Below are 24809 nucleotides of genomic sequence, written 5' to 3'. Positions count from 1 at the left end.
TTTTTAAGATAAAACTTTACTTAGAAAGCTCTGCGTACGGCTATTCTGCGGTGTTTCAAAAATAGCTTGTGGGGTTCCTTGTTCTTGGATCACACCTTCATCCATAAAGATGACTCGGTCAGCTACTTCTTTAGCGAAGCCCATTTCGTGGGTAACAATCGCCATCGTCATTCCTGATTTAGCTAAGCTTTTCATCACGTTTAGAACTTCTCCAACCATCTCTGGATCCAAGGCAGATGTTGGTTCATCAAATAGCATGACTTCTGGTTCCATAGCTAAAGCTCGTGCAATTGCCACCCGTTGTTTTTGTCCACCAGAAAGACTATTGGGATAGCTGTCTGCTTTATCAGCCAATCCAACAAGCGTCAATAATTCTAAGGCTTGTTGTTTAGCCACTTCTGGTTCAACCTGTTTGACTTCTATCGGACTTAACGTGATGTTTTCCATGACAGTCTTATGTGGGAATAGATTAAAGTTTTGAAAAACCATTCCGATTTTTTGTCGTACTTGGTTGATATCTGTTTGTTTATCCGTTAAATCTTGATTTTTAAATAAAATTTGACCTTTTGTTGGGGTTTCTAACAGATTTAAACAACGTAGAAAGGTGCTTTTACCGCTACCAGACGGCCCTATGATAACGACAACTTCTCCAGACTCTATTGTCGCATCTATACCTTTTAGTACCTCGTTATCCCCAAAATACTTATGCAGATTTTTAATATTAATCACTAGTACTCATTCTCCTTTCAGCTACACCTATTACGCGAGAAAGTGTAAATGTTAAAATAAAGTAAACGATTGACACTAAGACAATCGGTAAAAATGGTTTAAAACTTGCGCCTTGAACGACACCGGCTTGGAACATTAACTCAGAAACACCGATGACTGAAACGACGGAAGATTCCTTAATGACGGTTACAAATTCATTCCCAAGTGCCGGTAAAATATTTTTAATTGCTTGTGGCAAAATGATTTTTTTCATGCTTTGTTGCTGAGTCATTCCTAATGAACGTGCAGCTTCTAACTGTCCTTTATCAACTGCTTGAATACCCGCACGGATGATTTCAGCGACATAAGCACCACTATTTAAGAATAACGCAATACAGCCGGCTGTTAAAGCGTTTAGCTCAAGATTTAAAGCGGCACTACCAAAGTATACTAGAAAGATTTGAACTAGGAGAGGCGTACCACGAACATATTCAATATAAATAGCAGCGATCCAGCGAAAAACTTTTGTTTCGGATAATTTCATTAAGGCCAACAATGTACCAAGCAAGGCTCCAAAAAGAACCCCAACAAAAGCTAAGAAAATCGTATAGCCAGCACCTTTTACGTAATTCATACCATATTTTTCAAGGAAGCTACTGTCATCATGGAACATATACTGAGCTGCTTCTTGTTTGTAGGTTTCCATTAAGTTTTGGTCGTTGATTTCTTTAACAGTTTCATTGACTTTAGCTAGTAAGGCAGGAGCATCTTTGGAAACAGCAATTGCCATATCTGATTCTCCGTCTGCAAAGGTAACATCAGATACCATAAGCTGTGGGTTTTGAAGTGCGTACGCTTCAGCAACGGGTCCTTCAATAACAGCGCCGTCTACTTTGTTGTTTTGTAGGTTTAAGACGACATCGGTTACTTTTTGCAGAGAAACAACCGTTGAACCAACGAGTTCATTTTGAGCTAATGCTTCTTGTGTTGTTTGCTTCTGAGCGGCCACTTTTTTGCCATTAAAATCGGTTACGTTTTTAAATTTCTCTGAATCTGCTTTTCGTATCAAAATTTTTTGTTGAATACGAATATAGGGGTCAGTAAAATTTACTTCTTTTTGTCTTTCAGGTGTAGGGGACATACCAGAGATGATGAGGTCGACTTTACCTGTTTTCATTGAACCAAGTAACGCGTCAAACCCTAGTTCTTCCACGACGAGCTCTACGCCTAAGTCTTTGGCTATTTTTTCTCCCATTGAAACATCGGCTCCGACGACTTTGTCTTTTCCGTCGACAGTCGCGTGAAACTCGTAAGGAGGGTAGTCAGCGGACAAGCCAATTGTCAATTTCCCCTTTTTTTGAATATTTTCTAAAACAGCGTCGGTTTCTGCCGCTTTAGTTTGCGTAAAAAATGGTGTCATAAATGAGATGCCTACTAGAATGGCAACGACTTTTTTTAGTGTTTTATTTTTCATATAATAGCGCTCCTTCTTTGATGATAAATTGTATTATACACACAAAAGAATAATTATGCAAGTTTATTTTTATAAATGAATAAAAATACAATTCCGATGGAAAATTCATGCCGATTCTAATTATTTTATGAGAAAGTTTGAAACTATTGATAAAAAAACATACAATAGGGAAAGTGAAGGAGGGCGTTCGGATGGATTTACATGAAAAAGGGTTGTTACTGGAAACATGTGTGTTAGCCGGGAAAATTATGATTGAAAATGGTGCAGAAATGGCCCGTGTTGAAGATACAATGAACCGTCTAGCAGGGGCGCACCATCATGAAAGAGGGATTAGTTTTGTTACATCTGGTATCGTCCTTATGGGGCTTGAGAGTACAAAATCTGTTCAGATGATGGATGTTACGAAACGAACCACTAATTTAGAAAAAGTAGCGAAAGTAAATGAATATTCTCGTTATTTTGTAGAAGATAGAATAACGCTTATACAGTTAAATAAAATGTTACAAATATTGGATTACAAAAAAAATGACCGTCCGATGTCTTTAAAAGTGTTAAGTGCTGGGATTTTAAGTGCGTGTTTAATGATGATTGTTGGACAAGGGTCTTGGTGGGATTTTGTCCCAACTTTTTTGGTTGGGGCGATAAGCTACACGGTTTATTTAATCAGTCAAAAGTATTTGAAAACGAAGTATCTGGATGAATTCGTAGCGTCGTTTATGATTGGTTTACTTGCTTTGACATTTGAAAAATGGGGCTTTGGTCTGTCCGCAGATAATATGATTATTGGTAGTATTATGCCACTCGTGCCAGGAATTGCAATTACTAACGCGATTCGCGACATTCAGCAAGATGATATTTTATCAGGCATGTCTCGTGCTGTGGAATCATTGATGATTGCTGTTTTAATCGGGGCGGGTATTGCGGCTGCGTTTTCCTTTTTAAAAATGTAGAGGTGAAAAGATGATAGTAGAATTATTTAAACAAGCTCTTTTAAGTTTTATTAGTACAGTAGGCTTTGCTTATATTTTGCTCGTACCTAAAAGCAAGCTACTTTATAGTGGGTTAAGTGGCATGGCGGGATGGTCTGTTTATTGGATAGCGGTCACATTAGGCTTTAGTACGGTAACGGGTAGTTTCTTCGGTGCCTTAATGTTGGCAGCCTTGAGTTATCGTTTTGCCGTTAAGTTAAAAACACCTGCGACGCTTTATAACATTCCTGGTATCGTTGCACTTGTACCTGGAGCAGTCTCATATCAAATGACGTATGCCTTTATTCGTGGAGAGTACGATCAAGCTATCTTTTATGGGATTAAAGTCTCCGCTTTGGCGGGTGCCATAGCAGCAGGTCTAATCGGTTTTGATTTAATCAGAAAAATAATACTAAGAATAAAAGCAACCTATAAGAAGTAAATTCTGGCTCTTTGTCAAATAGGACTGATGAATCAAAATGAAGTCGAAAGATGAGTGGAACTTGTTCCATTCATCTTTTTTATTTTACTTCAATGAGGCGATTCATCATGAATATTCTTAATTTCATGTTCTCAAATGATTTAAATCCATAGGATACCCGTTTTAAAGTTTTAATATGTGTGTTTTTAGCTTCAATCTTACCGTTTGAATAAGGATATAGAAGAGAGTTACGAATCCCTTCTTCATAGTTTAAAAGGTTGTGAAGTTTCTTACGAAATTCTGAATCCAATGTTTCAGGTAGTCCTTTTAGTTGTTGGATAAATGACACGTGATTTTTACTTCTGAAAGCATCCATCATATCATGAAAACAGTGATAGGCTTCTTTTAATGGTTCAGAATAAGACAAAAGACGGTCAATCATCATGGCTTCTGTTTGATAAGGATAATGGGGTGCACGGAAACTGCGCCATGTTTTATATTCTGAATGATTGATAGACATTCGGTCCTTCGTTAAGCGACGCCAGTTGGCTTTTAATTTTAGGTAACCTAAGTGGTTATGCTGTTGTTTCAATCGCTTCATTTCCTTAATACGAAAGTCCTGAAAGGCTTTATTACAATGTTTAACCACGTGAAATCGATCAATAATAATCTTGGCTGACGTAAAAACACTCTTCGTCAATTGAAAGTAAGCGGCATTCATATCTGTGACTAATAATTTGACGTCGTTAGGATTCGGATACTTTTTGAAATGAGCAGTCAAATGCGTTAACTTCCGTGAAGGAAGTATATTAATAAGTTTTCCTGTTATACCATCTGCACAAATAAAACTCATGGTGTCTTCTGAAGAACAATGGGAACGAAATTCATCTACCATTAAGACCTCCGGCAAGTACGTTTGATAGGGAGTTGGTAAATAACTTTTTATTGAGCGTAATACCCTAATGACGGTAGTAATAGAAACATGGCATAACTTCGCAATTAAAGTGAATGAGATTTTTTCTTTTAATAAATCTATTATTTTAAGTATCACATGTCTTGAAATAGAGTGTCCTTTCTCGACAAAATAAGGGGTAGCGGTCCAATGATGAGCACAATTTTTACAGGTATAGCGTTGTTTTGCGACGTTCATAATTAAAGGTAAATGATTAAATTGATCAAAACGCACGACCGCTTTTTTCTTACCATTTCTTACGACTACTTGCTTTCCACTTTCGTTATACACCGTTGAACCACAATGATGACAAGGCATTAGTGGGGGTGAAAAAGTAGCGTTGACCACACATGTTTGTTGTCCTTTTACCATTTCGTAAGAAATGTCAGATGTGATTAAATTTGGCTCTATGATTCGAAGTAATTTTTTGATATCATTAGACATGAGCATATCGCCTCCCGTTTGTTTTTTTGTGGTAAATTAATCATATAGGAGAACGGTATGCTTTTTAATACCTAAAATCAAGAAAATTAAAAAAGGGCTGATGAATCACTTTCTGATTCATCAGTCCTTTAAATTATAGAGCCTAAATTCTTAAGGTTGCTTTTTTACATCGAATTGAGTTATGAGTGTGGAGTAATGTTCTAGCTCATTCCTTTTGTTTTTAAAGTGAGTCAAAGGTGACTCGATCTCGAAATCAACATAGAAAAGTATGTTTAATACAACTTAATTCGTTTGTTCATTTTTTTCTTTTTTACTTATCTGTTCTTGCTCTAATGTGATAAATCGTTCGGCTTCTTTCTCAGCAATGTCAGTGCGACGTTTAATTTCATCTTCATCAAGTCCGACATCGTCAATGTATTGAGAAAGTAATTTGTCAAGTTCATCAGTTTTTGTGTATTTTATTCCCATCGTTATCCTTCTTTCTAATTATGTTTGATTATACTATATCATTTTGATAAGGTATAATGAAAGTAGGAGGCTATCAAAATGAAAACGACGCAACCCCTTTTTTTAATCCAACTACAACATCGATTATCTTCTGAAAAAGCAGCATTGACGGAACAACTCGCTCAATGGCTCGTTTTAGGAAAAATCATAGATTCTAATGGCCGCCTCGAAAAAGTCGAGGGGGAGCGTATGGAACAAGTAGATTTAGAAACATTTAAAGATGAGTTAAACCAAACAAACTGGCAAGAGGCTTTGCCGGTGACATATTTTTATCATGCGGAAAAAGTCGAAGCGAGCTTGACATGTGTGGACAATCGTTTTACACAACGATTTTTATTAAAGAAAGTAGACTTTTATAAAGAGGCTTTTTTAATTGAAGATTATCTTCAAAAGCAGTTAGCTAATAATGGGATTCAAGCTTTTATTCGTCCCTATGAAGAATATCTGTCGTCCAATATTGCGGATTTATCATTACGAGACTCTTTTGATTTGAGTCACCAATCATTAAGGCTGATGAGAAATGACGAGCAAGAAAAAATCGTGGACTGTAGTTTACTACCTGGCTATGACGTTGTAACACCTCAGCGTCTCTATACGTCATGTTGGAAAATGTGGTATACCATTGAATACTTTCAAGACATTCCAAAACAAGCTTTTCTAGATGTCCAAGCTGTTCATAATGTAACGGTTTGTGACGATGGCACGTTAATAATCACGCTCTACAAAGATCCATTGAGTTGGTCACATCCTTATAATATCAAAAGCCAACAGTTATTTCGTTTCCAACTTGGATTTGATCAATTTATGAATAATAACGGAGTAGGTTTGCTACGCGATCCGTACACTGAATTTATGCAGTTTAAAAATCAGCGTCAGATGTTACAATATCAAAATAGATATTTGCAGCCCTGTCCCAAAAAGGATGCTAAACATTTTACCTTACGAATATTTGATTCGGCGCGTGGTATTTATCAAGAGGCGCGTCATTTTGGTCAATTAAATGTCTATGCTTTTTTCCCTTTTTTAGAAGCAAAACAAGAACGAGCGGTAGCGTATCATCAAATTGTACCTGACTTTACCTTAGACGAAGCATTGTCGGTTTATAACTATTACATCCAATACTATTTAGAAGTTTATGATATTCTTGAAACAAAACCGACGCAAGAATTAGTGGTGATTTTTTATATTCCTGAAGCTAATCAGCTCACTTTGCCGATTGAAGCTTTGCAGCGACAGTTAGCTAAAAAAGGTTTACGCTGGGTGCGTGAATTAGCACCATATGAATATACTGTCATAAGCCATCAGAAACAGTTGAAAGTTCATTTTCGACCGAGCCATCAATTTGAAACGGATCAATTATTATGGACATTACCGACTGAAAAAACCTCTAAAGAACCAGAAATAAAGAAAAATTGGCTGGAACGACTATCAGAAGCCTTCAATAATAACAAAAAAAGAAGCTGATTAATCAGCTTCTTTTTTGATATAAGGAACAGGTGAGTAATGGCTAGGGTCAATATCCGTTGGAATATTTAAGAGCATTTGAGCTAATGTTTTTCCAATAATAGGGCCTGTCGTCAAACCAGATGAACCGAGACCGCTTGCGACAAAAAGATTGTCTTGTCCAGGCACGCATCCAAAGAAAGGAAGAAAGTCAGACGTATAAGCACGTGTGCCAATACGAACTGTTTTAATCGGTGTTCCTTTAAGTTGAGGAACGAGTCGTATGAGATTATCAATAAGAGGTTGGGTTGTCTCGGTATCGACGGTTAAATCAAATCCGCCTTCATTCTCATGAGTAGCGCCAATGAGAATTTCACCATGACGCAATGGAATAATATCGCCTTCTCCCTGAGGCATGATAACCGGCCAGTCTTTAGAAGGAAAATCTGTATCTAAAACAAGCAATTGCCCTTTTTGAGGACGTACGTCGACCTCATATCCTAAAGGTGTTAATAAATGGGGCAACCACGCGCCAGTAGCCAATACGACTTGTTCAAATGTTTTCTGGCGGTTTTCAAGGTGAACAGTCCACTGTTTCTTATCACTGTATGATAAGTTTAAAACAGCTGTGTCTTCAAATGTTACCGTCTGTTTCGTTAGTTCTCGTCGTATTGCCGTCATTAAACGTTGACCGTCCAGTCTAGCGCCACCTGAGATAAAAAGAGCCGATTGAGACGTTTCGATTAAAGGTATTTTTTCTTTGATTTCTTCCGGTGTGAGACGAGCTATATCGCCGATTTCTGGCGCTTCTTTTCTTCTTTCTAGCGCAAGATGATAGAGTTTGTCTAACAATGCTTCATTTTTTTTAAAGAGTAGTGTACCAACTTGTTGATAAATTGTTTTGTCGTCGCTAAGGTTCATTTCTGCTAGCCATTCTGGGTAGAGCCTAGCGCCTTCTTTAGCCAAGGCATACCAGTCTTTATTACGACGTTGGGATAGCCAAGGGGAAATAATACCCGCTGACGCTTTAGTCGCTTGCCCTTTTCCATCATCAAAAATAGTAATCTCTATTGGTTCAGGCGATAACGATTGTAAGAAGTGAGCACAACTCATTCCTACAATCCCTCCCCCTATAATAGCAACCTGCTTCATATGATTTAGACGTCCTTTCGTGTGTGTGATGTAAATGGTTCGACATGAACATCCGTATCAAACACATTAAATTTTTCATAGAGTAACGTTTCGATTGCTTCAGTAATATCATGACTTTCCGCCACTGTCAAATTAGGGTCCATATAGACGACAATATCAATGAAAATATTCGCACCGTATGTTCGTCCTCGAATATCTTTAATCGATTTCACGCCAGGTATCATTAAAACATTGGCAGCGTATTGCTGTAACTTGGTTTCGGAAAAACCGTCTGATAAAGAAAACGCACTTTCGCTAAAAATATCCCAAGCTGTTTTTAAAATGATGATACCAATAATCACTGCCGTCGCACGGTCTAACCATATCAAGTGAAAGGAGGAGGCGAAAATCGCAATCGCTGTTCCTAAACTGGTTAAAGCATCTGATAAATTATCTTTAGCCGCAGCATCGAGTGCATGACTGCTGACTTTTTTTGCCAGGCGATGATTATAACTATACACCCCAAACATAATAATTGCCGAAGCGATGCCCGTATACGCTGCGATTGGATTTGGGGCAGGAAGTTTGTCATTAAATAAATTTTTAATTGCTGAAACGAGAACTTCTATCCCAATAAAAAACATTAAAAAAGAAGTAATTAAACTAGCGACTGTTTCCACTTTCCAATGGCCATAGCGATGATCATCATCCGCTGGTTGACGAGCTAAGCGTAAGCCAATAAAAACGGCCATCGAAGCGATGACGTCGGATAAGTTATTAAAACCGTCTGCTTGAAGCGCAGCGGAATGGTAGAGTTTTGCCATGATTATTTTAGCAGCTGCTAGTAAGATATAGCTGACAATACTAATAAGCGCGCCTCTTTCAGCGAGCTTGAGTTGTTCATATCGTTTTTGTTGCACCAAAAAACTTCCTTTCTACACTGTTTATTAGGTACTGAATGAAATTATAACAGACAGCTAGAGACGTGACTAGTGTTAAGGGAGACCAAAAAAGAGACTTAGGAACATGAAAAATAAATGCAAGGGTTTTCATATGATTGACAACCTTTTTTTACAATGGTATTCTTTTAATAATCATACAACTATGATGTCGTGACCGTTTATATTATAAATGGTATAGGTGTTATTTTTTTAAAAGTATGAAATAAAAAGCAAAGAGGGAGTCTGTGTGAAAGATAGAAAAACGCAAATCGCTACCATAAAAAAACAAGTCGAAGAAGAAAATGTACATTTTTTAAGACTGATGTTTACAGATGTTTTGGGAACTATTAAGAACGTTGAGGTTCCAATTAGTCAATTGGATAAGGTGCTAGATAATAAGATGATGTTTGACGGTTCTTCTATTGAAGGGTTTGTTAGAATAGAAGAAAGTGATATGTATTTATACCCTGATCTAGACACTTGGTTGATTTTTCCTTGGGAAGCAACAGGCGGTAAAGTCGCTCGTTTGATTTGTGACATCTACACACATACTGGCGAACCGTTTACCGGTGACCCTCGTGGCAATTTAAAACGTGTAGTGAAAGATATGCAAGATTTAGGATTTACGTCTTTTAATTTAGGGCCAGAACCAGAGTTTTTCCTTTTTAAACTAGATGAATTTGGACGTCCTACACTTGATTTAAATGATAGCGGTGGTTATTTCGATTTATCTCCTACTGATTTAGGGGAAAACTGTCGTCGTGATATTGTATTAGAGTTAGAAAATTTAGGGTTTGAAGTAGAAGCTTCTCATCACGAATGTGCACCTGGTCAACATGAAGTAGATTTTAAATATGAAGAAGTAGTCAAAGCGTGTGACAATATTCAAACCTTTAAGCTTGTTGTACGAACCATTGCACGTAAACATGGTTTACATGCGACATTCATGCCAAAACCTCTACACGGGATTGCCGGATCAGGGATGCATTGCAATATGTCCTTATTTAAAGGAGATGAAAATGCTTTTTACGACGAGAAGGGCGAGCGTGAGTTAAGTGAAACAGCTTATCAGTTTATGGCAGGTTTAATCGAACATGCTCGTGGTTATACAGCAGTATGCAATCCGATTGTCAATTCGTATAAACGTTTAGTGCCAGGTTTTGAAGCACCCGTCTATGTCGCTTGGAGTGGACGTAACCGTTCGCCGTTAATCCGTGTACCTGAGTCACGAGGTCTTTCAACACGTGTAGAATTACGTTCGGTCGACCCTGCTGCCAATCCTTATTTAACTATGGCAGTATTGCTAGCGTCAGGATTAGATGGAGTCCGTCGAGAATTGACGCCACCAGCTGAAGTGAATCAAAACATTTATGATATGACTGAGGCAGAGCGCGAAGCAGCACAAATTTCAGACCTTCCGTCTACGCTTCATAATGCAGTCAAAGCTCTTCGGAAAGATAGTGTCGTCCAAGAAGCTCTGGGTGAACATATATTTGGAAACTTTGTCGAAGCTAAACAACAAGAATGGTCGGCATATCGTCAACATGTTTCGGAATGGGAACGTGATATGTATATTGAACGCTATTAATCGTCATAAAAATAGCAAGCTAGTAGCTGTATTTTAATAACCAAAAAAGAAGCGAAAAAACATGATATCTGTTTCATGTTTTTTGCTTCTTTTTTTATGCATCTAAATAAGTTTGAATTGTTTCTAAAAACTGAGAGCCATATTTGGCTAATTTTACTTCGCCAATACCCGTTATTTTAAGTAAGTCTGCGTCTGTTTCAGGAAGAGACTGACACATTTCTTTTAATGTGACATCATTAAAAATCACATACGCAGGAACTCTTTGTTCATCAGCTAATTCTCTTCTTAACATTTGTAATCGAGCGTAAAGTGCTGGATTTGGTACGTCTTGTTCTGAAGCATGTTCTTTTTTGATAACTGGTTTTGTTTCTTTAAAGGCAATCATTTGGATAGGTTCCTTTCCAAACAGGCCTTCTGAAGCACGCTCACCAAGTGTCAGAACAGGGTAGTCATCATTTGATTGGGCTAAATATCCTTCCGCTAACATAAAATCAATTAAATGACGAAGTTGTTTTTCAGACGTATCACTCATAATACCGTAAGTAGATAAATGATCTAAACGTAATTGTTTAAGTCGCTGCTTGGTACTTCCTCTTAAAACATCTACTACCATGGTAATCCCATAATTTTCTCGTAGACGCTTGACGCAAGAAAGAACTTTTTTTATCGAAGTACTGACATCGATTTTTTCCGATTGATTTAAACAGTTAGAGCAATTTCCACAATAATAAGGCGCTTTTTCACCAAAATAATGCAACATATATTGCCTTAAACAGTTTTGCGTGAAACAATAATAAGACATTTTCTTCAATCGTTTTTGTTCTAGATTTTTAAACCATTCGGCTTCTTCTGTTGGTAACAGACTATTCTCCGCTTGTTTTTGGATAAAAAACTGATTAGTCACGACATCTTTCCCGCTGTAAAGTAGGAGACAGTCGGCAGCTTCGCCATCTCGTCCCGCTCGACCGGCTTCTTGATAATAGTTTTCCATATTTTTAGGCATATTGTAATGAACGACAAAGCGTACGTCAGCTTTATCAATTCCCATGCCAAAAGCATTCGTCGCTACCATGATTTGGACTACATCTCTAACAAATGATTCTTGATTTCGATTGCGCTCTTCATGTGAAAGACCGGCATGATAGTAAGTAGCCTCATAGTCGTGTTCAATCAGTAAATCTTTGATTTCTTCTACTAATTGTCGCGTTTGACAGTAGATGATACCTGACTGTTGAGAATGTTCAGCAATAAATTGGAGTAAACTGTCCTTTTTATGCTTGCCTTTTTTTACAGCAAAAGACAGATTAGGTCGGTCAAAGCCAGTGGTCACTTGGAATGGATTTTCTAACGCTAAAATTTTAATAATATCCTCTTTTACCAAAGGCGTAGCAGTGGCTGTGAAAGCACTCATAACTGGACGCTTGGGCAGTGTGGTCACAAATTTCATAATATCAAGGTAATGAGGGCGAAAGTCTTGACCCCATTGAGAAACGCAATGCGCTTCGTCAATACTTACCATGTCAATTTGAACGGTTGAACTAAACGCTAAAAAACGTTCAGTCAAAAGTTGTTCAGGGGCAACATATAGTAGTTTTATTTGGCGTTCCTGACAGGCACGTAAGACAGCATATTGTTCCTGATAGGTCTGTGAGCTATTTAGATAACCAGCAGGTAATCCATTTTGTTGTAGAGCCATGACTTGATCTTTCATCAATGAGATGAGTGGCGAAATGACTAATGTCAGATTGGGCATGATGAGTGCGGGAATCTGATAACAAATTGACTTTCCAGCACCAGTCGGCATAATGCTCATCACATCTTGCTTCGCTAAAATAGCGTCAATAATAGCTAATTGTCCTTCTCTAAATGTATCGTATCCATAGTAATGCCGTAAAATATCATGTGGTGACATAACTCAAAGACTCCTCTCTAAACATTCCCTTATTATAGCATATTTGATTAAAGCGTTTATACTTGCGAAAAAATGAACAATATTCTATAATATAATATATGAATGGTTATTCATTTGAATGAAAGAAGGGATTTATATGACAGAAAAACACCACCATGACCACGATCATGGAAAACTACCAGTGATATTGTATATCGTGGGCCTTATTGTGTTTATTGTAGCGTTGTTTTTACCAGAAAAAAGCTTGCAACAAAATGTGACCTTTGTTATCGCCATGTTGTTGACGGGTTATCATGTGATTGAAGAGGGGATTTTAGATACCATTCATTCAACGGTTGACGCAAAAAAATTCACCCCAAACATTCATATTTTAATGACAATTGCCGCAGTTGGCGCTTCATTTATTGGAGATTTTTTAGAGGGGTCTCTTTTAATTTTAATTTTTGCTACAGCGCATTTTCTTGAAGATTATGCAGAAGGAAAGAGTAAACGTGAAATTACGAACTTGATGAAGATGAATCCCACAGAAGCTCGGCTTATCCAACCAGACGGTAGCACGAAAATCGTCAGTGTTAAGGAGCTTAAAGTTGGGGACCAATTACATGTTTTAAATGGTGACCAAGTACCAACGGATGGGGTCATTATCTCTGGTGCAACGAGTATTGACGAATCCGCGATTAATGGTGAAAGTATTCCTCAAGAAAAACAAGTAGGGGATACTGTATTTGGGAGTACGATTAATGGAAATCATACATTTACTATGGAAGTAACCAAAAATGCGGATGAAACGTTATTTGCCAAAATTTTACAGTTAGTTAATGAATCGCAAGCAAGTATGCCTAAAGCAGCGACGAAGATACAAAAAATAGAACCTATCTATGTTAAAGCAGTCTTAGCGATAGTCCCCATTTTTATCTTAATCGGGCCATTTGTATTCGGCTGGTCTTGGTATGAGAGTTTTTACCGCGGCATGGTGTTTCTAACTGTCGCCTCTCCTTGTGCTTTAGCGGCAAGTGCTGTCCCAGCTACATTATCTGCTATTTCTAACTTAGCGAAAAGGGGCGTTCTTTTTAAAGGTGGCGCTTATCTTGCTAATATCGCTCAACTGAAAGCTGTTGCCTTTGATAAAACGGGCACGTTGACTAAGGGTGAACCGTCAGTTACAGATTATTATTTTATTGATAATCAAGACCAAGCACATATTGATGTGATTGTCGCTATGGAAAAACAAGCGAATCATCCGTTAGCTGAAGCAATTACGCGTTACTTTGAAATAGAAGAAACGATTGAGTTAGAGATGGAAAATGAAATCGGCCGTGGATTGGTCGCGCATCACGAAGGCGATGAATACCGTATTGGCAAACCGAGTTTGTTTGAGAAAGTACCCGCTCAAATTAAAGAACATGAGATTCAATATGCGAATGAAGGAAAGACAGTCGTGTATTATGCGATTAATCAAGAAGTTAAAGGGTTAATTGCTATGATGGATTTACCGAATGAAGAAGCAAAAGAAGTTATCTCTTACTTAAATAAAGAAGGAATACATACGGTGATGATTACGGGAGATGCTACTTTGACTGGTGAAGCTGTCGCACGACAAATTGGTATGGACGAAGTGGTCGGCAATGTACTGCCTGAAAATAAATCCGAAATTATCAAACAAAAACAAGCAGAGTACGGCTCAGTTGCGATGTTGGGTGATGGTGTAAACGATGCACCGGCTTTAGTGCAAGCAAATATCGGTATTGCCATGGGGGATGGAACTGACGTTGCCATGGAAGTGGCAGATGCTGTGTTGATGAAAAATGACCTATCTAATTTAAGCTATGCGCATCGCGTATCTAAAAAACTAGATAAAATCATTTGGCAAAATATTTATTTCTCATTAGCTGTGATTATTTTATTAGTCATCTTAAATATATTAGGGAAAATGAACTTGTCAATTGGTGTAATTACACATGAAGGAAGTACTTTAGTCGTGATATTTAATGGTTTGAGAATGTTATTACCGCCTAAAAAATAAAAATGACTCGTCTACATTATGATGTAGACGAGTTTTTTTTATAAGTGTTTGACAAAGAATGTGGTAATCTCATCCATAAGTGGAATGGTCACTAAGTGTCCTTCATTTTTACCTGTTAAAAAGACCGTTTGTTCACCGTAAGACTTTGTTTTAATGGTTTCATAAAAATCAAAAGCTTGTTCATACGGAATACGGTCATCATCCGTTCCATGCCAGATTAAAAGCGGTCGATTCGCCAGTTTTTCAGGCTGTAAACTCAAATCGTAATGTGGAATCCATGAAAGCAGGTGGTCCATTTCCGGTGGATAGCCGTATGGTACGCGTGCGTTGATGTGATCTTTCATATAACGATAATAACGATAAGGTTGTGGTGTCCCCATGATACTAGTGCCGACTTTTATAGAAGCATGTTGACTCATTAAAGCGGCCGTGGTAATTCCTCCCATAGAGTAGCCTCCTACACCAATTCGCTCATCTAAAATCAATTCGCGTTCTTCATAATAGCGAACTAGCACATGATACTCAGCTAAGTTATATTGGATACTTGACCAAAAAGTAAAGGTCGGGATGGATGAAATCTCTGTTACACGTCGCTCACCATGGTGCATGGCGTCTGGTAAAACAACGCGGAAGCCTTCACGAGCTAAACGGCGTGCTTGAGTTAATACTAACTCTTTATTATTGCGCCAACCGTGATAGTAAAGAATTAGAGGTAAGGGCTCATTTAAAAGAGTTTCGGCAACGACCTCTAAAATGGGAATTTCAGCAATATGACGTTCTTTTATACTTAGTTTCATTAGAAAACTCCTTTGTTTTCAATCATTTGTTAATCTTAGTATAAGAGTGTTTTAATAAAAACTCAAAAATAATGTTTGATTTACTCTTGACATTTTTAAAAGAACTCAGTATAGTTAATTTTAATCAATATAGACTCAAGTGAAGAGAAAAGTAAATGGTCGCTTAAAGCCAAGAGAGATTCTGGTAGGTGTGAAGAATCGTGCGAGTGATGATTGAAAATGGTCTCGGATGAGTTGAAAGGTGAGCGCGGATGCGTAAGCCATTCACGGATAGGACACACGATATCGTGTCGCAGTTTACCTAATAGGTGTACTGGTCGAGGTTTATTTTGAGAAAAATAAACAAATCAAGGTGGTAACACGAATCTACATTCGTCCTTGCAACTTCTATTTGAAGTGCGAGGACGAATTTTTTTATTTTTAATAATAAGATGCAAGGAAGAGATAAGTAAAAGATGTCGCAGCGTAACAGAGAGTCTGGTAAGGTGAGAGCAGACACGATAGACGGTCTTTGAAAATGGTCTTGGAGTATCACATACCGAGTGACAGACGTCGTAAGGCTATGTTGGGTGCACCCATTATCGTGCTAGAGTATAACTTTTTAAGCGTACTCGAAGAGTATTTATCAGTGATGATAAGTAAAATAAAGGTGGTAACACGCAAGCGCGTCCTTTCTAAACAGTTAGTCTGTTTAGAGGGGCGCTTTTTTTATTATAAGGAGGAAATGAAATGATTGAATTAAAAAATATCGATGTCACTTTTGAATCCAATCAAAAAACGATTCACGCGGTTCAAAATGTGTCGCTTGCTATTAATAAAGGAGAGGTATACGGCATTGTCGGATATAGTGGGGCTGGTAAAAGCACATTGGTAAGAGTGATGAATCTATTGCAACGCCCAACGTCGGGGGAAGTGTGGGTCAATCAACAAGCCTTAACAGAACTTTCTGATAAAGGGTTGAGACAGGCTCGTAAGAAAATTGGTATGATTTTCCAGCATTTTAATTTATTACCATCACGAACGGTCTTAGAAAATGTTTTGTATCCTTTAAAAAATAGTTCGCTTTCGCGTAGTGAAAAGATAACAAAGGCTCAAGAGTTACTGACATTGGTTGGGTTACAAGATCATTTGACACAATATCCGAGCCAGCTTTCTGGCGGACAGAAGCAACGGGTGGCAATCGCACGTGCCTTGGCTAATGATCCGGATGTGTTGTTATGTGATGAGGCGACGAGTGCTTTAGACCCGAAAACAACGCAAGATATATTAGCTTTGCTGAAAAAATTAAATGAAGAACTAGAGTTAACAATCGTTTTAATCACCCACGAAATGCAAGTAGTAAAAGATATTTGTGATCGGGTAGCTGTCATGCAAGATGGACGTGTGATTGAACAAGGGCCTATCTTACAAATCTTTACCCAACCTCAAGAAGCACTAACGGTTGATTTTGTCCAAACGGCGAATCACTTTGCAAAGCAGATTGAAACCATTGATGAACATCCAAGTATGGTAAACGTCCAATCTCCTGACCAGCTTGTTCATTTGTCTTATGTTGGCAGTCAAACCAATCAGCCTTTAATTGCGAGTCTTTATGAAAGGTTTCATGTTAAAGCGAATATTTTATACGGCGATATCGATGTGATTCAAAAAACACTGGTCGGGAATTTATTAGTCGTCTTAACAGGAGAACCGGATGCGATTGAAAAGAGTAAGACTTATTTAATTGAAGAGGGTGTATTTGTGAGACGTATTGACTATCAAACAAAGGGAGGTAAAAAATAATGGAAGCAAAATTAGCAGCGTGGTTACCGAATGTGGTGACTTTAAAAAACGAGTTTATTCAAAGCACACTTGAAACACTTTACATGGTAGGCATGACGGCTTTGATTGCCGGAATATTAGGTATTATTTTAGGGGTCTTACTTTTAGTCACGGCACCTCAAGGAATTTTAGCAAAGCCGGCTGTTTATCATCTCTTAGATAAGGGCGTGAATATTTGTCGGTCAATTCCGTTTGTTATTATGATAGCAATTATTGCCCCTGTTACAAAGTGGATTGTTGGGACGCGAATTGGGACGACAGCTTCAATTGTTCCTTTAGTCATTGGTACTGTTCCTTTTTTCTCACGTCAAATTCAAAATGCTCTTTTGGAAGTAGATGACGGTTTAGTTGAAGCGGCGGAATCAATGGGGATGAGTCCAGTTGAGATTATTTTTACAGTTTATTTGAAAGAAGGATTGCCAGCAATTATTCGCTCATCCGCTTTGACCATTATCAATCTGATTGGGCTGACGGCGATGGCGGGAGCTATTGGTGGCGGTGGATTAGGAAATTTAGCGATTGCTCGAGGCTATAATCGTTTTCAAAATGATGTGACGTGGGTTGCTACGTTAATTTTATTAATTTTAGTGTTTATTAGCCAATTAGTTGGTAATTATTTTATAAAGAAAACAACACATGAATAGGAGAATGGAAGATGAAGAAAATTTTAGGTAGTATTATCACGGTTGTTTTAGCAGTAGTTTTGGTAGGATGTGCAGGCGAAAAAAATAAGCAAGATGCTATTAAAATAGGAGTGGTTGGCGAAAATAATGAAGTATGGGAGCACGTTCAAAAAGAACTGGAGAAGCAAGATATTACACTCGATATTGTTAGTTTTTCTGATTACAATCAACCAAATGCGGCTTTAGCTGATGGAGAGTTAGATTTAAACTCGTTTCAACATCAAATCTTTTTAGATAATTATAATGCTGAGCATCAAACGGACTTAGTGAGTATCGGCAAAACAGTCATCGCACCTTTAGGCATTTACTCCACTCAGTTAACATCACTAGATGAATTAAAAGAAGGAGATGAGGTCACGATTCCTAATGATGTCACTAATGGTGGCAGGGCATTAATTTTATTACAAACAGCAGGTTTAATAAAACTATCTAAAGATAGCACTCAGACTCCTACGGTGAAAGATATTACTGAAAATCGCTTGAATTTAAAAATAACTGAATTAGACGCTGCACAGGTAGCTCGAACACTGGAAGATGCTAAAATCGCCATTATTAATAGTGGATTAGCGGTAGATGCAGGCTTTATACCGACAGAAGATGCTGTTTTCTTGGAGCCAGTAGACGATAAATCTGATCCTTATATTAATATTATTGTAGCTCGTAAAGAAGACAAAGAGAATGAAACATATCAAAAAATAGTGAAAGCTTATCAACAAGAAAGTACAAAAAAAGTAATTGCTAAAACATCAAAAGGAAGTTCAATTCCAGCTTGGTAAAATGAAAGGGGAAACTATTATGACTATCCAACATACAACATTAATGACAGCACTTGAAGAATTAGAGCCACAAATCATTGAATGGCGTCGCTACTTACACCAGCATCCAGAGCCAAGTTTAAAAGAGTACCAAACGAAAGAGTGGATTCAACAAAAACTCACGCAACAAGACATTCCATTTATTTCAGTGGGAGAAACGGGGACGTTAGCGACGATTAAAGGTGCCCAAGATAATGGCAAGACGATTTTATTACGTGCGGATATAGATGCATTAGAGTTGCCGGATGAAACAGGAACGTCGTATGCTTCGCAACATGAAGGGTTAAATCATGCGTGTGGACACGACGGTCATACGGCGTCACTTTTAGCAACGGCATTTGTTTTAAATGACTATCGTGAGGCTTTTTCTGGGACGGTATTAATCGCGTTTCAACAAGCTGAGGAAATTGGAGCAGGAGCGCGTCAATTTGTCAAAAGTGGCTTATTAGGAGAGGTGGATGAGGTTTTTGGGATTCACTTGGACTCTAGCGTACCTGTTGGTAAACTTTTAGCCGTGCCAGGCCCTACCAATGCTTCATGCGATATTTTCAAGATTAAAGTGAAAGGTGTTTCAGGCCATGCTGCACGTCCTGATTTAGGACGCGACGCATTACTTTCAGCAGCAAGTATCGTTGTAGAGTTACAAAAAATCGTTGCTCGTGAAATTAATCCATTAGAATCAGTCGTAGTCGCTGTAGGTGTGTTGGATGCCGGTACGCGTTATAATATCGTTGCTAATACCGCGGTGATAGAGGGGACTGTGAGAGCCTTTAGTCACGAAAACCGCCAGCATGCAGTTGAAGCAGTCGAACGGATTGCACGTCAAGTAGCGTCAGCTCATCGAACAGAAATTGAATTTGAAGTTTACGATGCCGCAGCACCACTTATTAATGATGCAGTCTCTGCAGAAAGAGCAGCGAAGGTAGCAAGTGACATTGTGGGAGCGGAAAATGTGATAACCAATCAGTTGCCGAGTTTAGGAGCGGATGACTTTGCTGATTTTCTCGCGGTTGCTCCTGGAGTATATGGACGTGTGGGGACACGTCATGCCGAAAATGAAAAGACGCACTATGCTCATCATCATGAAAAATTTGATATTGATGAACGTAGCTTGCTTTTAGCAAGTCAGTATCACTTACATTATGCTTTAACTTATTTGAAAGAAGGGTAACAATCGCATACTTTATAGTAGAAACAAAGGAATCTGATTAGAATTCCTTTGTTTTTTTTGTCTATTTTTTTTGACGTGCTACAATAGGAGAGAAAGAAAGAGAAAAGAGGGCAAGTATGTTAGCTTCATATTTTAATATATTAGTTGTGTTTGCTTTAGTGTTAGTCGGATATCGGTTAAGTCGGAAGGGATGGTTTGATGAAACGACGACGGGGTTGTTTTCCAAGTTAGTGCTAAATATTGCATTACCTTTCAGTATGTTTCTCAATATTACCAAGCAGTTTACTCGCGACCAGTTTATGTCGCTTGTATCAGGTATGTTAGTGCCGATATTATCAATCGCCATTACCTTCATCATAAGTACGATATGGGTAAAAGTGGCACGTGTACCGGCTACGCGACAAGGTGTGTTTCGCACGATGTTTACTGCGTCTAACACCATTTTTATGGGGCTTCCCATTAATCTTGCGATTTTTGGTGAAAAAGCAGTTCCTTATGTGTTACTCTACTATATCTGTAATACAACATTTTTTTGGACGTTAGGAATTTATTTAATTGCCCAAGATAATCTTGAACAACAAGGTCGTGTGCAATTAAACTTTGCTGGGGTGACGAAAATGCTAATGTCACCAGCTATGTTAGGGTTTATTTTAGGACTTGTTTGGATGATGTTAGCATTACCAACACCTGCTACGTCAGATAGTATGTTTATTACCGCTTTTTATCAATTTTCTCAGTATTTAGCTCAGTTGACGACCCCATTATCCATGTTTGTCATAGGCATGATTATTTATCGAACGGGGTTTAAGTCATTGCAGATGAATCGCGAAACATTTGGTGTCTTAGTTGGTCGGTATCTTGTGTCACCAATTGTTGTTTGGTTGCTTGCTTTAGCTATCCCAATTCCGTCCTTAATGTTAAAGGTGTTTATTGTTCAGTCAGCGATGCCTGCTCAAAATTCTATGCCAATTTTAGCTCAACAGTATGGTGCTGATGTCAAATTCACGACGACGACGCAAGCATACACATTCTTAATCTACTTAGTTGTGATTCCTATTTTAATCTTTTTAGTGAAATAAGTTAGTAAAAATCATTTTTTGTGCTATAATGCTACGAGAATAACGTTACAAGAAAGAGGTGGAAATGTTGTCCACATTTACCGATTATCAATTAGCGCCATTTCTAATGGCAGCTATCGAGAAGAAACAATTTAAACAACCGACAGAAGTACAACAACGCTTAATTCCTTTAATTCAAAAAGGGCGCAGTGTGGTGGGACAGTCACAGACTGGTTCAGGAAAAACGCATACCTTCTTATTACCGCTAGTGAATAAAATAGATGCTACTCGTGATGAGGTTCAATTAGTCGTCACAGCACCGAGTCGGGAACTAGCCAATCAGATTTATCAAGAAGCAATCGAGTTAGTGGCAGATGCACCAGAAACGATACGTGTTAGTTTGTATGTTGGTGGAACAGATAAACAGCGTCAGTTAGCTAAACTTGAAAATCAACAGCCACATATCGTTATCGGAACGCCAGGACGTATTCTAGATATGATGAATGAGCAAGCGTTAAAAGTCCACACGGCTGAGAGTTTTGTCGTGGATGAAGCGGATATGACACTAGACATGGGATTTCTAGCAGACGTCGATCAAATTGCTGGTCGCTTGCCTGAAAAATTGCAAATGCTTGTCTTTTCTGCCACGATACCTGAGAGTCTTAAACCATTCTTGAAAAAATACATGGAAAATCCTCATATCGAAGTGGTGGAATCGAAAACAGTTATTTCGGATACGATTGATAACTGGTTGATTTCAACCAAAGGGAAAGATGCTAACTGGCTGATTTATGATGTCCTAAAGCAAGGTCATCCTTACTTAGCGATTGTCTTTGCTAACACTAAAACTCGGGTTGATGAGATTACTGAGTTTTTAAGAGAACAAGGATTAAAAGTAGCGAAAATTCATGGAGACATTACTCCTCGTGAACGAAAGCGAGTGATGCGTCAAGTTCAAAACTTGGACTATCAATATGTGGTGGCGACAGACTTAGCGGCACGTGGGATTGATATTGAAGGGGTTTCACATGTTATTAATGCAGAAGTACCAAAAGAACTAGACTTCTTCATTCATCGTGTGGGTCGAACAGGCCGTAATGGTTTGGAAGGAACGGCTGTCACGCTTTATGAGCCGGGCGATGAACGCGCGATTATTGAATTAGAAAAACTTGGGATTAAGTTTCAACCAAAAGAAATCAAACGCGGTGAAATCGTCGATACTTATGATCGTAATCGTCGTAAGAAGCGCGAGAAACAAGCGAAAGAGCTTGATCCGCAAATTATGGGACTGGTGAAGAAAAAGAAGAAAAAAATTAAACCGGGCTATAAGAAAAAAATTCAGCGTGCTATTTCTGAAAAAGAAAAACAAGAGCGTCGTGTAGCTCAACGTCAACAGACTCGAGCGAAAAAGAAAGCGACGAAAGAACGCTATCAGTCTAAATAACGTTGGAAAATGCTCATGACGCGTCATGAGCATTTTTTTCAGTGAAGTTAGGAGAAAACAAGATGCTAAATTTAGCGGTATTAATGCTAGAACGTGGTGGCTTAATTATTATTCTAGCTTATTTACTCATGAATATTTCGTATTTTAGAGAACAAATGAAACAACGACAACGTTGGCAAACGCAAGTGATGTTGATGATTGTATTTGGTATTTTTGCTGTGATTAGTAATTATCGCGGTATTGAAATCATGAATAATGTGCCAGTCTTTAGCAATCCAAGTCTCACGCTTTCCTCCAAATCTGCTTTAGCAAACACGCGTGTTTTGACGATTAGCATTGCAGGGTTAGTAGGTGGTCCCATTGTTAGCATGGTAGTCGCCATTATTGCAGCGATTGTGCGTTACTTTCAAGGGGGAAATCAAGCATTTATCTACGTACTTTCTTCCTTACTAATTGGTGCGAGTGCTGGTTGGTTTGGGAAGCCGTCTTTAAAAGAGAATGAGTTTCCGAAAGTAACGTATGCGATGCTAGTAGGTATGTTAATGGAATGTGTTCAAATGGCTTGCATTTTAACCTTTAGCCGTCCATTTGAACATGGTATTGATTTAGTAAAGTTCATTAGTATTCCAATGATTTTAGTCAATACAGTTGGAACAGGCATATTTTTGTCTATTATTCGTTCATCGTTACAACTAGAAGAACAGGCTAAGGCAGTTCAAACAAGTGATGTTTTAGGTTTGGCAAATGCGACCCTTCCTTATTTTAGGAGTGGGTTTAATCGTGATTCTTGTGAGTCAGTTGCCAAAGTTTTTATTGAAAAAATGGACGTGGCTGGTGTGCAGCTTGATAATGGCGAGTGTGTGTTGGCGTTCGAAGGAAACGAACATATCCTTGCACGTTACGCCGAGTCATCTAAAGATTGTACGCGAATCGTGGACGATGCTTGGCAAGCTGAGGAAGCATTGTTGCAAGTCGTTTTAAAATCTGAAGAGCAATCGATTGGGCATCTCACATTGTTTTTTGAACAGGCATCGGACATTACTTCCGCAGATAAACGTTTGATAGAAGGTTTAGGCACGATTTTTTCAACGCAAATAACGTTAGGGCAACTGGAAGCTCAACATAAGTTGTTACAAGATGCGGAGATTAAATCCTTACAAGCACAAGTCAATCCTCATTTCTTCTTCAATGCTTTAAATACGGTTTCAGCTTTAATACGTGTTGACAGTGAAGAAGCGCGACGATTACTATTAGAATTGAGTCATTTTTTTCGCTCAAATTTGCAAGGAACGCGCGATGTCTTAATACCGTTGAAACAAGAGTTGCGACAAGTACAAGCCTATATCAATTTAGAACAAGCGCGATTTCCTAATCGTTATGTCGTTGACTTTCAAATAGAGGATGGGTTAGCCGAAACGCTACTACCACCTTTTGTTATTCAAATTTTGGTTGAGAATGCCTTCAAACATGCTTTTGGTACGCGTAAAGAAAACAATCGTATTGAAGTGAGTTTATCGCATGATACACAGCATTTATTATTATCGGTTTCCGATAACGGATTAGGTATCGAAGACACGCGTCTAAAAACACTTGGAAGACAACCGGTCAGCTCAGATTTAGGAACAGGCTCGGCTTTAGAAAACTTAAACCGGCGATTAGTTGGACTATTTGGTGAAGTTGCTCAATTAAACTTTGAGACATCCTCACTCGGCACGACAGTATCTTGCCGAATACCGATTCAGAAGGGAGATATGTGATGAATATTTTATTAGTCGATGATGAACCGTTAGCACGAAATGAACTGAGTTATTTACTTTCAAATATTGTGAGTGTTGACCATATTACTGAAGCTGATAGTATCGTAGAAGCGATGAATGTGCTAAAACAATCAGACTTTGACGTGGCATTTTTAGATATTCAATTGACCCAAGAAAGTGGTCTAACTTTAGCAAGACAAGTAAAGGAACTTGCCGACCCACCCTTGATTGTTTTTGCCACAGCACATGATGAATATGCGGTAAAAGCGTTTGAATTAGAAGCATTTGATTATATTTTGAAACCCTTTGAACAAAGTCGTGTCTTAGAAGTTATGACACGAATTGAACGACATTTTCATGACCAACGTCGAAATGTTGTGGAAAATATTGAAGAGCGAGAAAAGCCCTCAGCAAAATTGCCCATTAAGGTGGATGAATCTATTTACTTGTTAGCCAAAGATGACATTATCATGATTACTGTCGTAAATGGTCAAACAATCATTGCCACAGCCCAGAAAGAATATCCTGTAAGTAAAACATTAAAAGGATTGATGAAAAAGTTGGAAACTCCTCCTTTTTTACAAGTGCATCGTGCATTTGTGATTAATTTGGAAGAAGTATATGAAATTCAACCTTGGTTTAATCAGACCTATCAAGTGACGATGAGTAACGGTCAAAAAGTACCAGTAAGTCGCTCTTATTTAAAAACATTTAGAGAGATATTAGGCCTAGATGTCTAATTAAAACAGTA

Annotated in this window: 21 protein-coding genes; 13 read left to right on the top strand and 8 right to left on the bottom strand. The window is 38.3% G+C overall.

Annotation, left to right across the window (positions count from 1 at the left end; all coding sequences use genetic code 11):
• Positions 1–3: 3 nt before the first annotated feature.
• Together M2919_RS02955 and M2919_RS02950 are read right to left on the bottom strand one after the other, a co-directional pair.
• On the bottom strand, positions 4–729 hold the full coding sequence (locus M2919_RS02955) for an amino acid ABC transporter ATP-binding protein (protein ID WP_126761843.1): 726 nt from the start codon (positions 727–729) through the stop codon (positions 4–6).
• Positions 722–2182 (bottom strand): ABC transporter substrate-binding protein/permease, encoded by a 1461-nt coding sequence (locus tag M2919_RS02950; protein ID WP_420857190.1) that lies wholly within the window; start codon positions 2180–2182, stop codon positions 722–724. Before M2919_RS02950 ends, M2919_RS02955 begins: the two co-directional genes overlap by 8 nt.
• Positions 2183–2373: 191 nt before the next feature.
• On the opposite strand from M2919_RS02950, the gene M2919_RS02945 reads away from it, so the two are divergent.
• Together M2919_RS02945 and M2919_RS02940 are read left to right on the top strand one after the other, a co-directional pair.
• Positions 2374–3132, top strand: coding sequence for a threonine/serine exporter family protein (locus M2919_RS02945; protein WP_126761839.1), 759 nt, complete (start codon positions 2374–2376; stop codon positions 3130–3132).
• A 10-nt stretch (positions 3133–3142) separates the two neighbouring features.
• Positions 3143–3592 (top strand): threonine/serine exporter family protein, encoded by a 450-nt coding sequence (locus M2919_RS02940; RefSeq protein ID WP_126761836.1) that lies wholly within the window; start codon positions 3143–3145, stop codon positions 3590–3592.
• A gap of 79 nt (positions 3593–3671) precedes the next feature.
• Here M2919_RS02940 and M2919_RS02935 read toward each other — a convergent pair whose 3' ends face one another.
• Together M2919_RS02935 and M2919_RS02930 are read right to left on the bottom strand one after the other, a co-directional pair.
• Entirely contained in the window at positions 3672–4967 is a 1296-nt protein-coding gene (locus tag M2919_RS02935; protein ID WP_248848390.1) for an ISL3 family transposase, read from the bottom strand.
• A gap of 282 nt (positions 4968–5249) precedes the next feature.
• Positions 5250–5435, bottom strand: a complete 186-nt coding sequence (locus M2919_RS02930) for a hypothetical protein (RefSeq protein ID WP_202584869.1) — start codon at positions 5433–5435, stop codon at positions 5250–5252.
• Positions 5436–5513: 78 nt separating this feature from the next.
• On the opposite strand from M2919_RS02930, the gene M2919_RS02925 reads away from it, so the two are divergent.
• A complete protein-coding gene (locus M2919_RS02925; RefSeq protein WP_248849183.1) occupies positions 5514–6938 on the top strand; it encodes a hypothetical protein in 1425 nt (474 codons plus the stop codon).
• Here the strand turns inward: M2919_RS02925 and M2919_RS02920 are convergent, their stop codons facing one another.
• Together M2919_RS02920 and M2919_RS02915 are read right to left on the bottom strand one after the other, a co-directional pair.
• The gene (locus tag M2919_RS02920) at positions 6939–8069 is read right to left on the bottom strand and encodes an NAD(P)/FAD-dependent oxidoreductase (protein ID WP_248849181.1); all 1131 of its coding nucleotides are present in this window, start codon (positions 8067–8069) and stop codon (positions 6939–6941) included.
• Positions 8070–8074: 5 nt separating this feature from the next.
• Complete coding sequence (locus M2919_RS02915; RefSeq protein WP_248849180.1) at positions 8075–8968, bottom strand: cation diffusion facilitator family transporter; 894 nt, start codon at positions 8966–8968, stop codon at positions 8075–8077.
• Between the two features lie 268 nt (positions 8969–9236).
• Between M2919_RS02915 and glnA the strand changes: the two genes are divergently transcribed.
• Positions 9237–10577, top strand: a complete 1341-nt coding sequence (gene glnA / locus M2919_RS02910) for a type I glutamate--ammonia ligase (protein ID WP_248849179.1) — start codon at positions 9237–9239, stop codon at positions 10575–10577.
• Positions 10578–10671: 94 nt separating this feature from the next.
• Here glnA and recQ read toward each other — a convergent pair whose 3' ends face one another.
• Entirely contained in the window at positions 10672–12489 is a 1818-nt protein-coding gene (recQ, locus tag M2919_RS02905; RefSeq protein ID WP_248849178.1) for a DNA helicase RecQ, read from the bottom strand.
• Positions 12490–12625: 136 nt separating this feature from the next.
• Here recQ and M2919_RS02900 point away from each other — a divergent pair, with 136 nt between their 5' ends.
• Entirely contained in the window at positions 12626–14512 is a 1887-nt protein-coding gene (locus M2919_RS02900) for a heavy metal translocating P-type ATPase (RefSeq protein ID WP_248849177.1), read from the top strand.
• Between the two features lie 38 nt (positions 14513–14550).
• Here the strand turns inward: M2919_RS02900 and M2919_RS02895 are convergent, their stop codons facing one another.
• A complete protein-coding gene (locus M2919_RS02895; RefSeq protein ID WP_248849176.1) occupies positions 14551–15309 on the bottom strand; it encodes an alpha/beta fold hydrolase in 759 nt (252 codons plus the stop codon).
• Positions 15310–16038: 729 nt separating this feature from the next.
• On the opposite strand from M2919_RS02895, the gene M2919_RS02890 reads away from it, so the two are divergent.
• The 8 genes from M2919_RS02890 (at position 16039) to M2919_RS02855 (ending at position 24798) form a co-directional block, all read left to right on the top strand.
• The gene (locus M2919_RS02890; protein WP_248849175.1) at positions 16039–17091 is read left to right on the top strand and encodes a methionine ABC transporter ATP-binding protein; all 1053 of its coding nucleotides are present in this window, start codon (positions 16039–16041) and stop codon (positions 17089–17091) included.
• The gene (locus tag M2919_RS02885; RefSeq protein WP_248849174.1) at positions 17091–17774 is read left to right on the top strand and encodes a methionine ABC transporter permease; all 684 of its coding nucleotides are present in this window, start codon (positions 17091–17093) and stop codon (positions 17772–17774) included. The genes M2919_RS02890 and M2919_RS02885 overlap by 1 nt, the downstream gene beginning before the upstream one ends.
• Before the next feature lie 11 nt (positions 17775–17785).
• A complete protein-coding gene (locus M2919_RS02880; RefSeq protein WP_248849173.1) occupies positions 17786–18589 on the top strand; it encodes a MetQ/NlpA family ABC transporter substrate-binding protein in 804 nt (267 codons plus the stop codon).
• Position 18590: 1 nt separating this feature from the next.
• The gene (locus M2919_RS02875) at positions 18591–19799 is read left to right on the top strand and encodes an amidohydrolase (RefSeq protein WP_248849172.1); all 1209 of its coding nucleotides are present in this window, start codon (positions 18591–18593) and stop codon (positions 19797–19799) included.
• A 116-nt stretch (positions 19800–19915) separates the two neighbouring features.
• Positions 19916–20878 carry an AEC family transporter gene (locus M2919_RS02870; RefSeq protein ID WP_126761808.1) on the top strand — a complete coding sequence of 321 codons (963 nt, stop codon included), beginning with the start codon at positions 19916–19918 and terminating at the stop codon, positions 20876–20878.
• Positions 20879–20942: 64 nt separating this feature from the next.
• Positions 20943–22301, top strand: a complete 1359-nt coding sequence (locus tag M2919_RS02865; RefSeq protein ID WP_023605398.1) for a DEAD/DEAH box helicase — start codon at positions 20943–20945, stop codon at positions 22299–22301.
• A 62-nt stretch (positions 22302–22363) separates the two neighbouring features.
• Entirely contained in the window at positions 22364–24058 is a 1695-nt protein-coding gene (locus tag M2919_RS02860; protein ID WP_248849171.1) for a LytS/YhcK type 5TM receptor domain-containing protein, read from the top strand.
• Complete coding sequence (locus M2919_RS02855) at positions 24058–24798, top strand: LytTR family transcriptional regulator DNA-binding domain-containing protein (protein ID WP_222317426.1); 741 nt, start codon at positions 24058–24060, stop codon at positions 24796–24798. The genes M2919_RS02860 and M2919_RS02855 overlap by 1 nt, the downstream gene beginning before the upstream one ends.
• The last annotated feature ends 11 nt before the right edge of the window (positions 24799–24809 follow it).

It is taken from the genome of Vagococcus lutrae (assembly GCF_023299185.1).
In the GTDB taxonomy this organism is placed as follows: domain Bacteria; phylum Bacillota; class Bacilli; order Lactobacillales; family Vagococcaceae; genus Vagococcus_A; species Vagococcus_A lutrae.
Note: the sequence above shows the minus strand (reverse complement) of the source record. Positions and strands in the feature narration are given on the sequence as shown.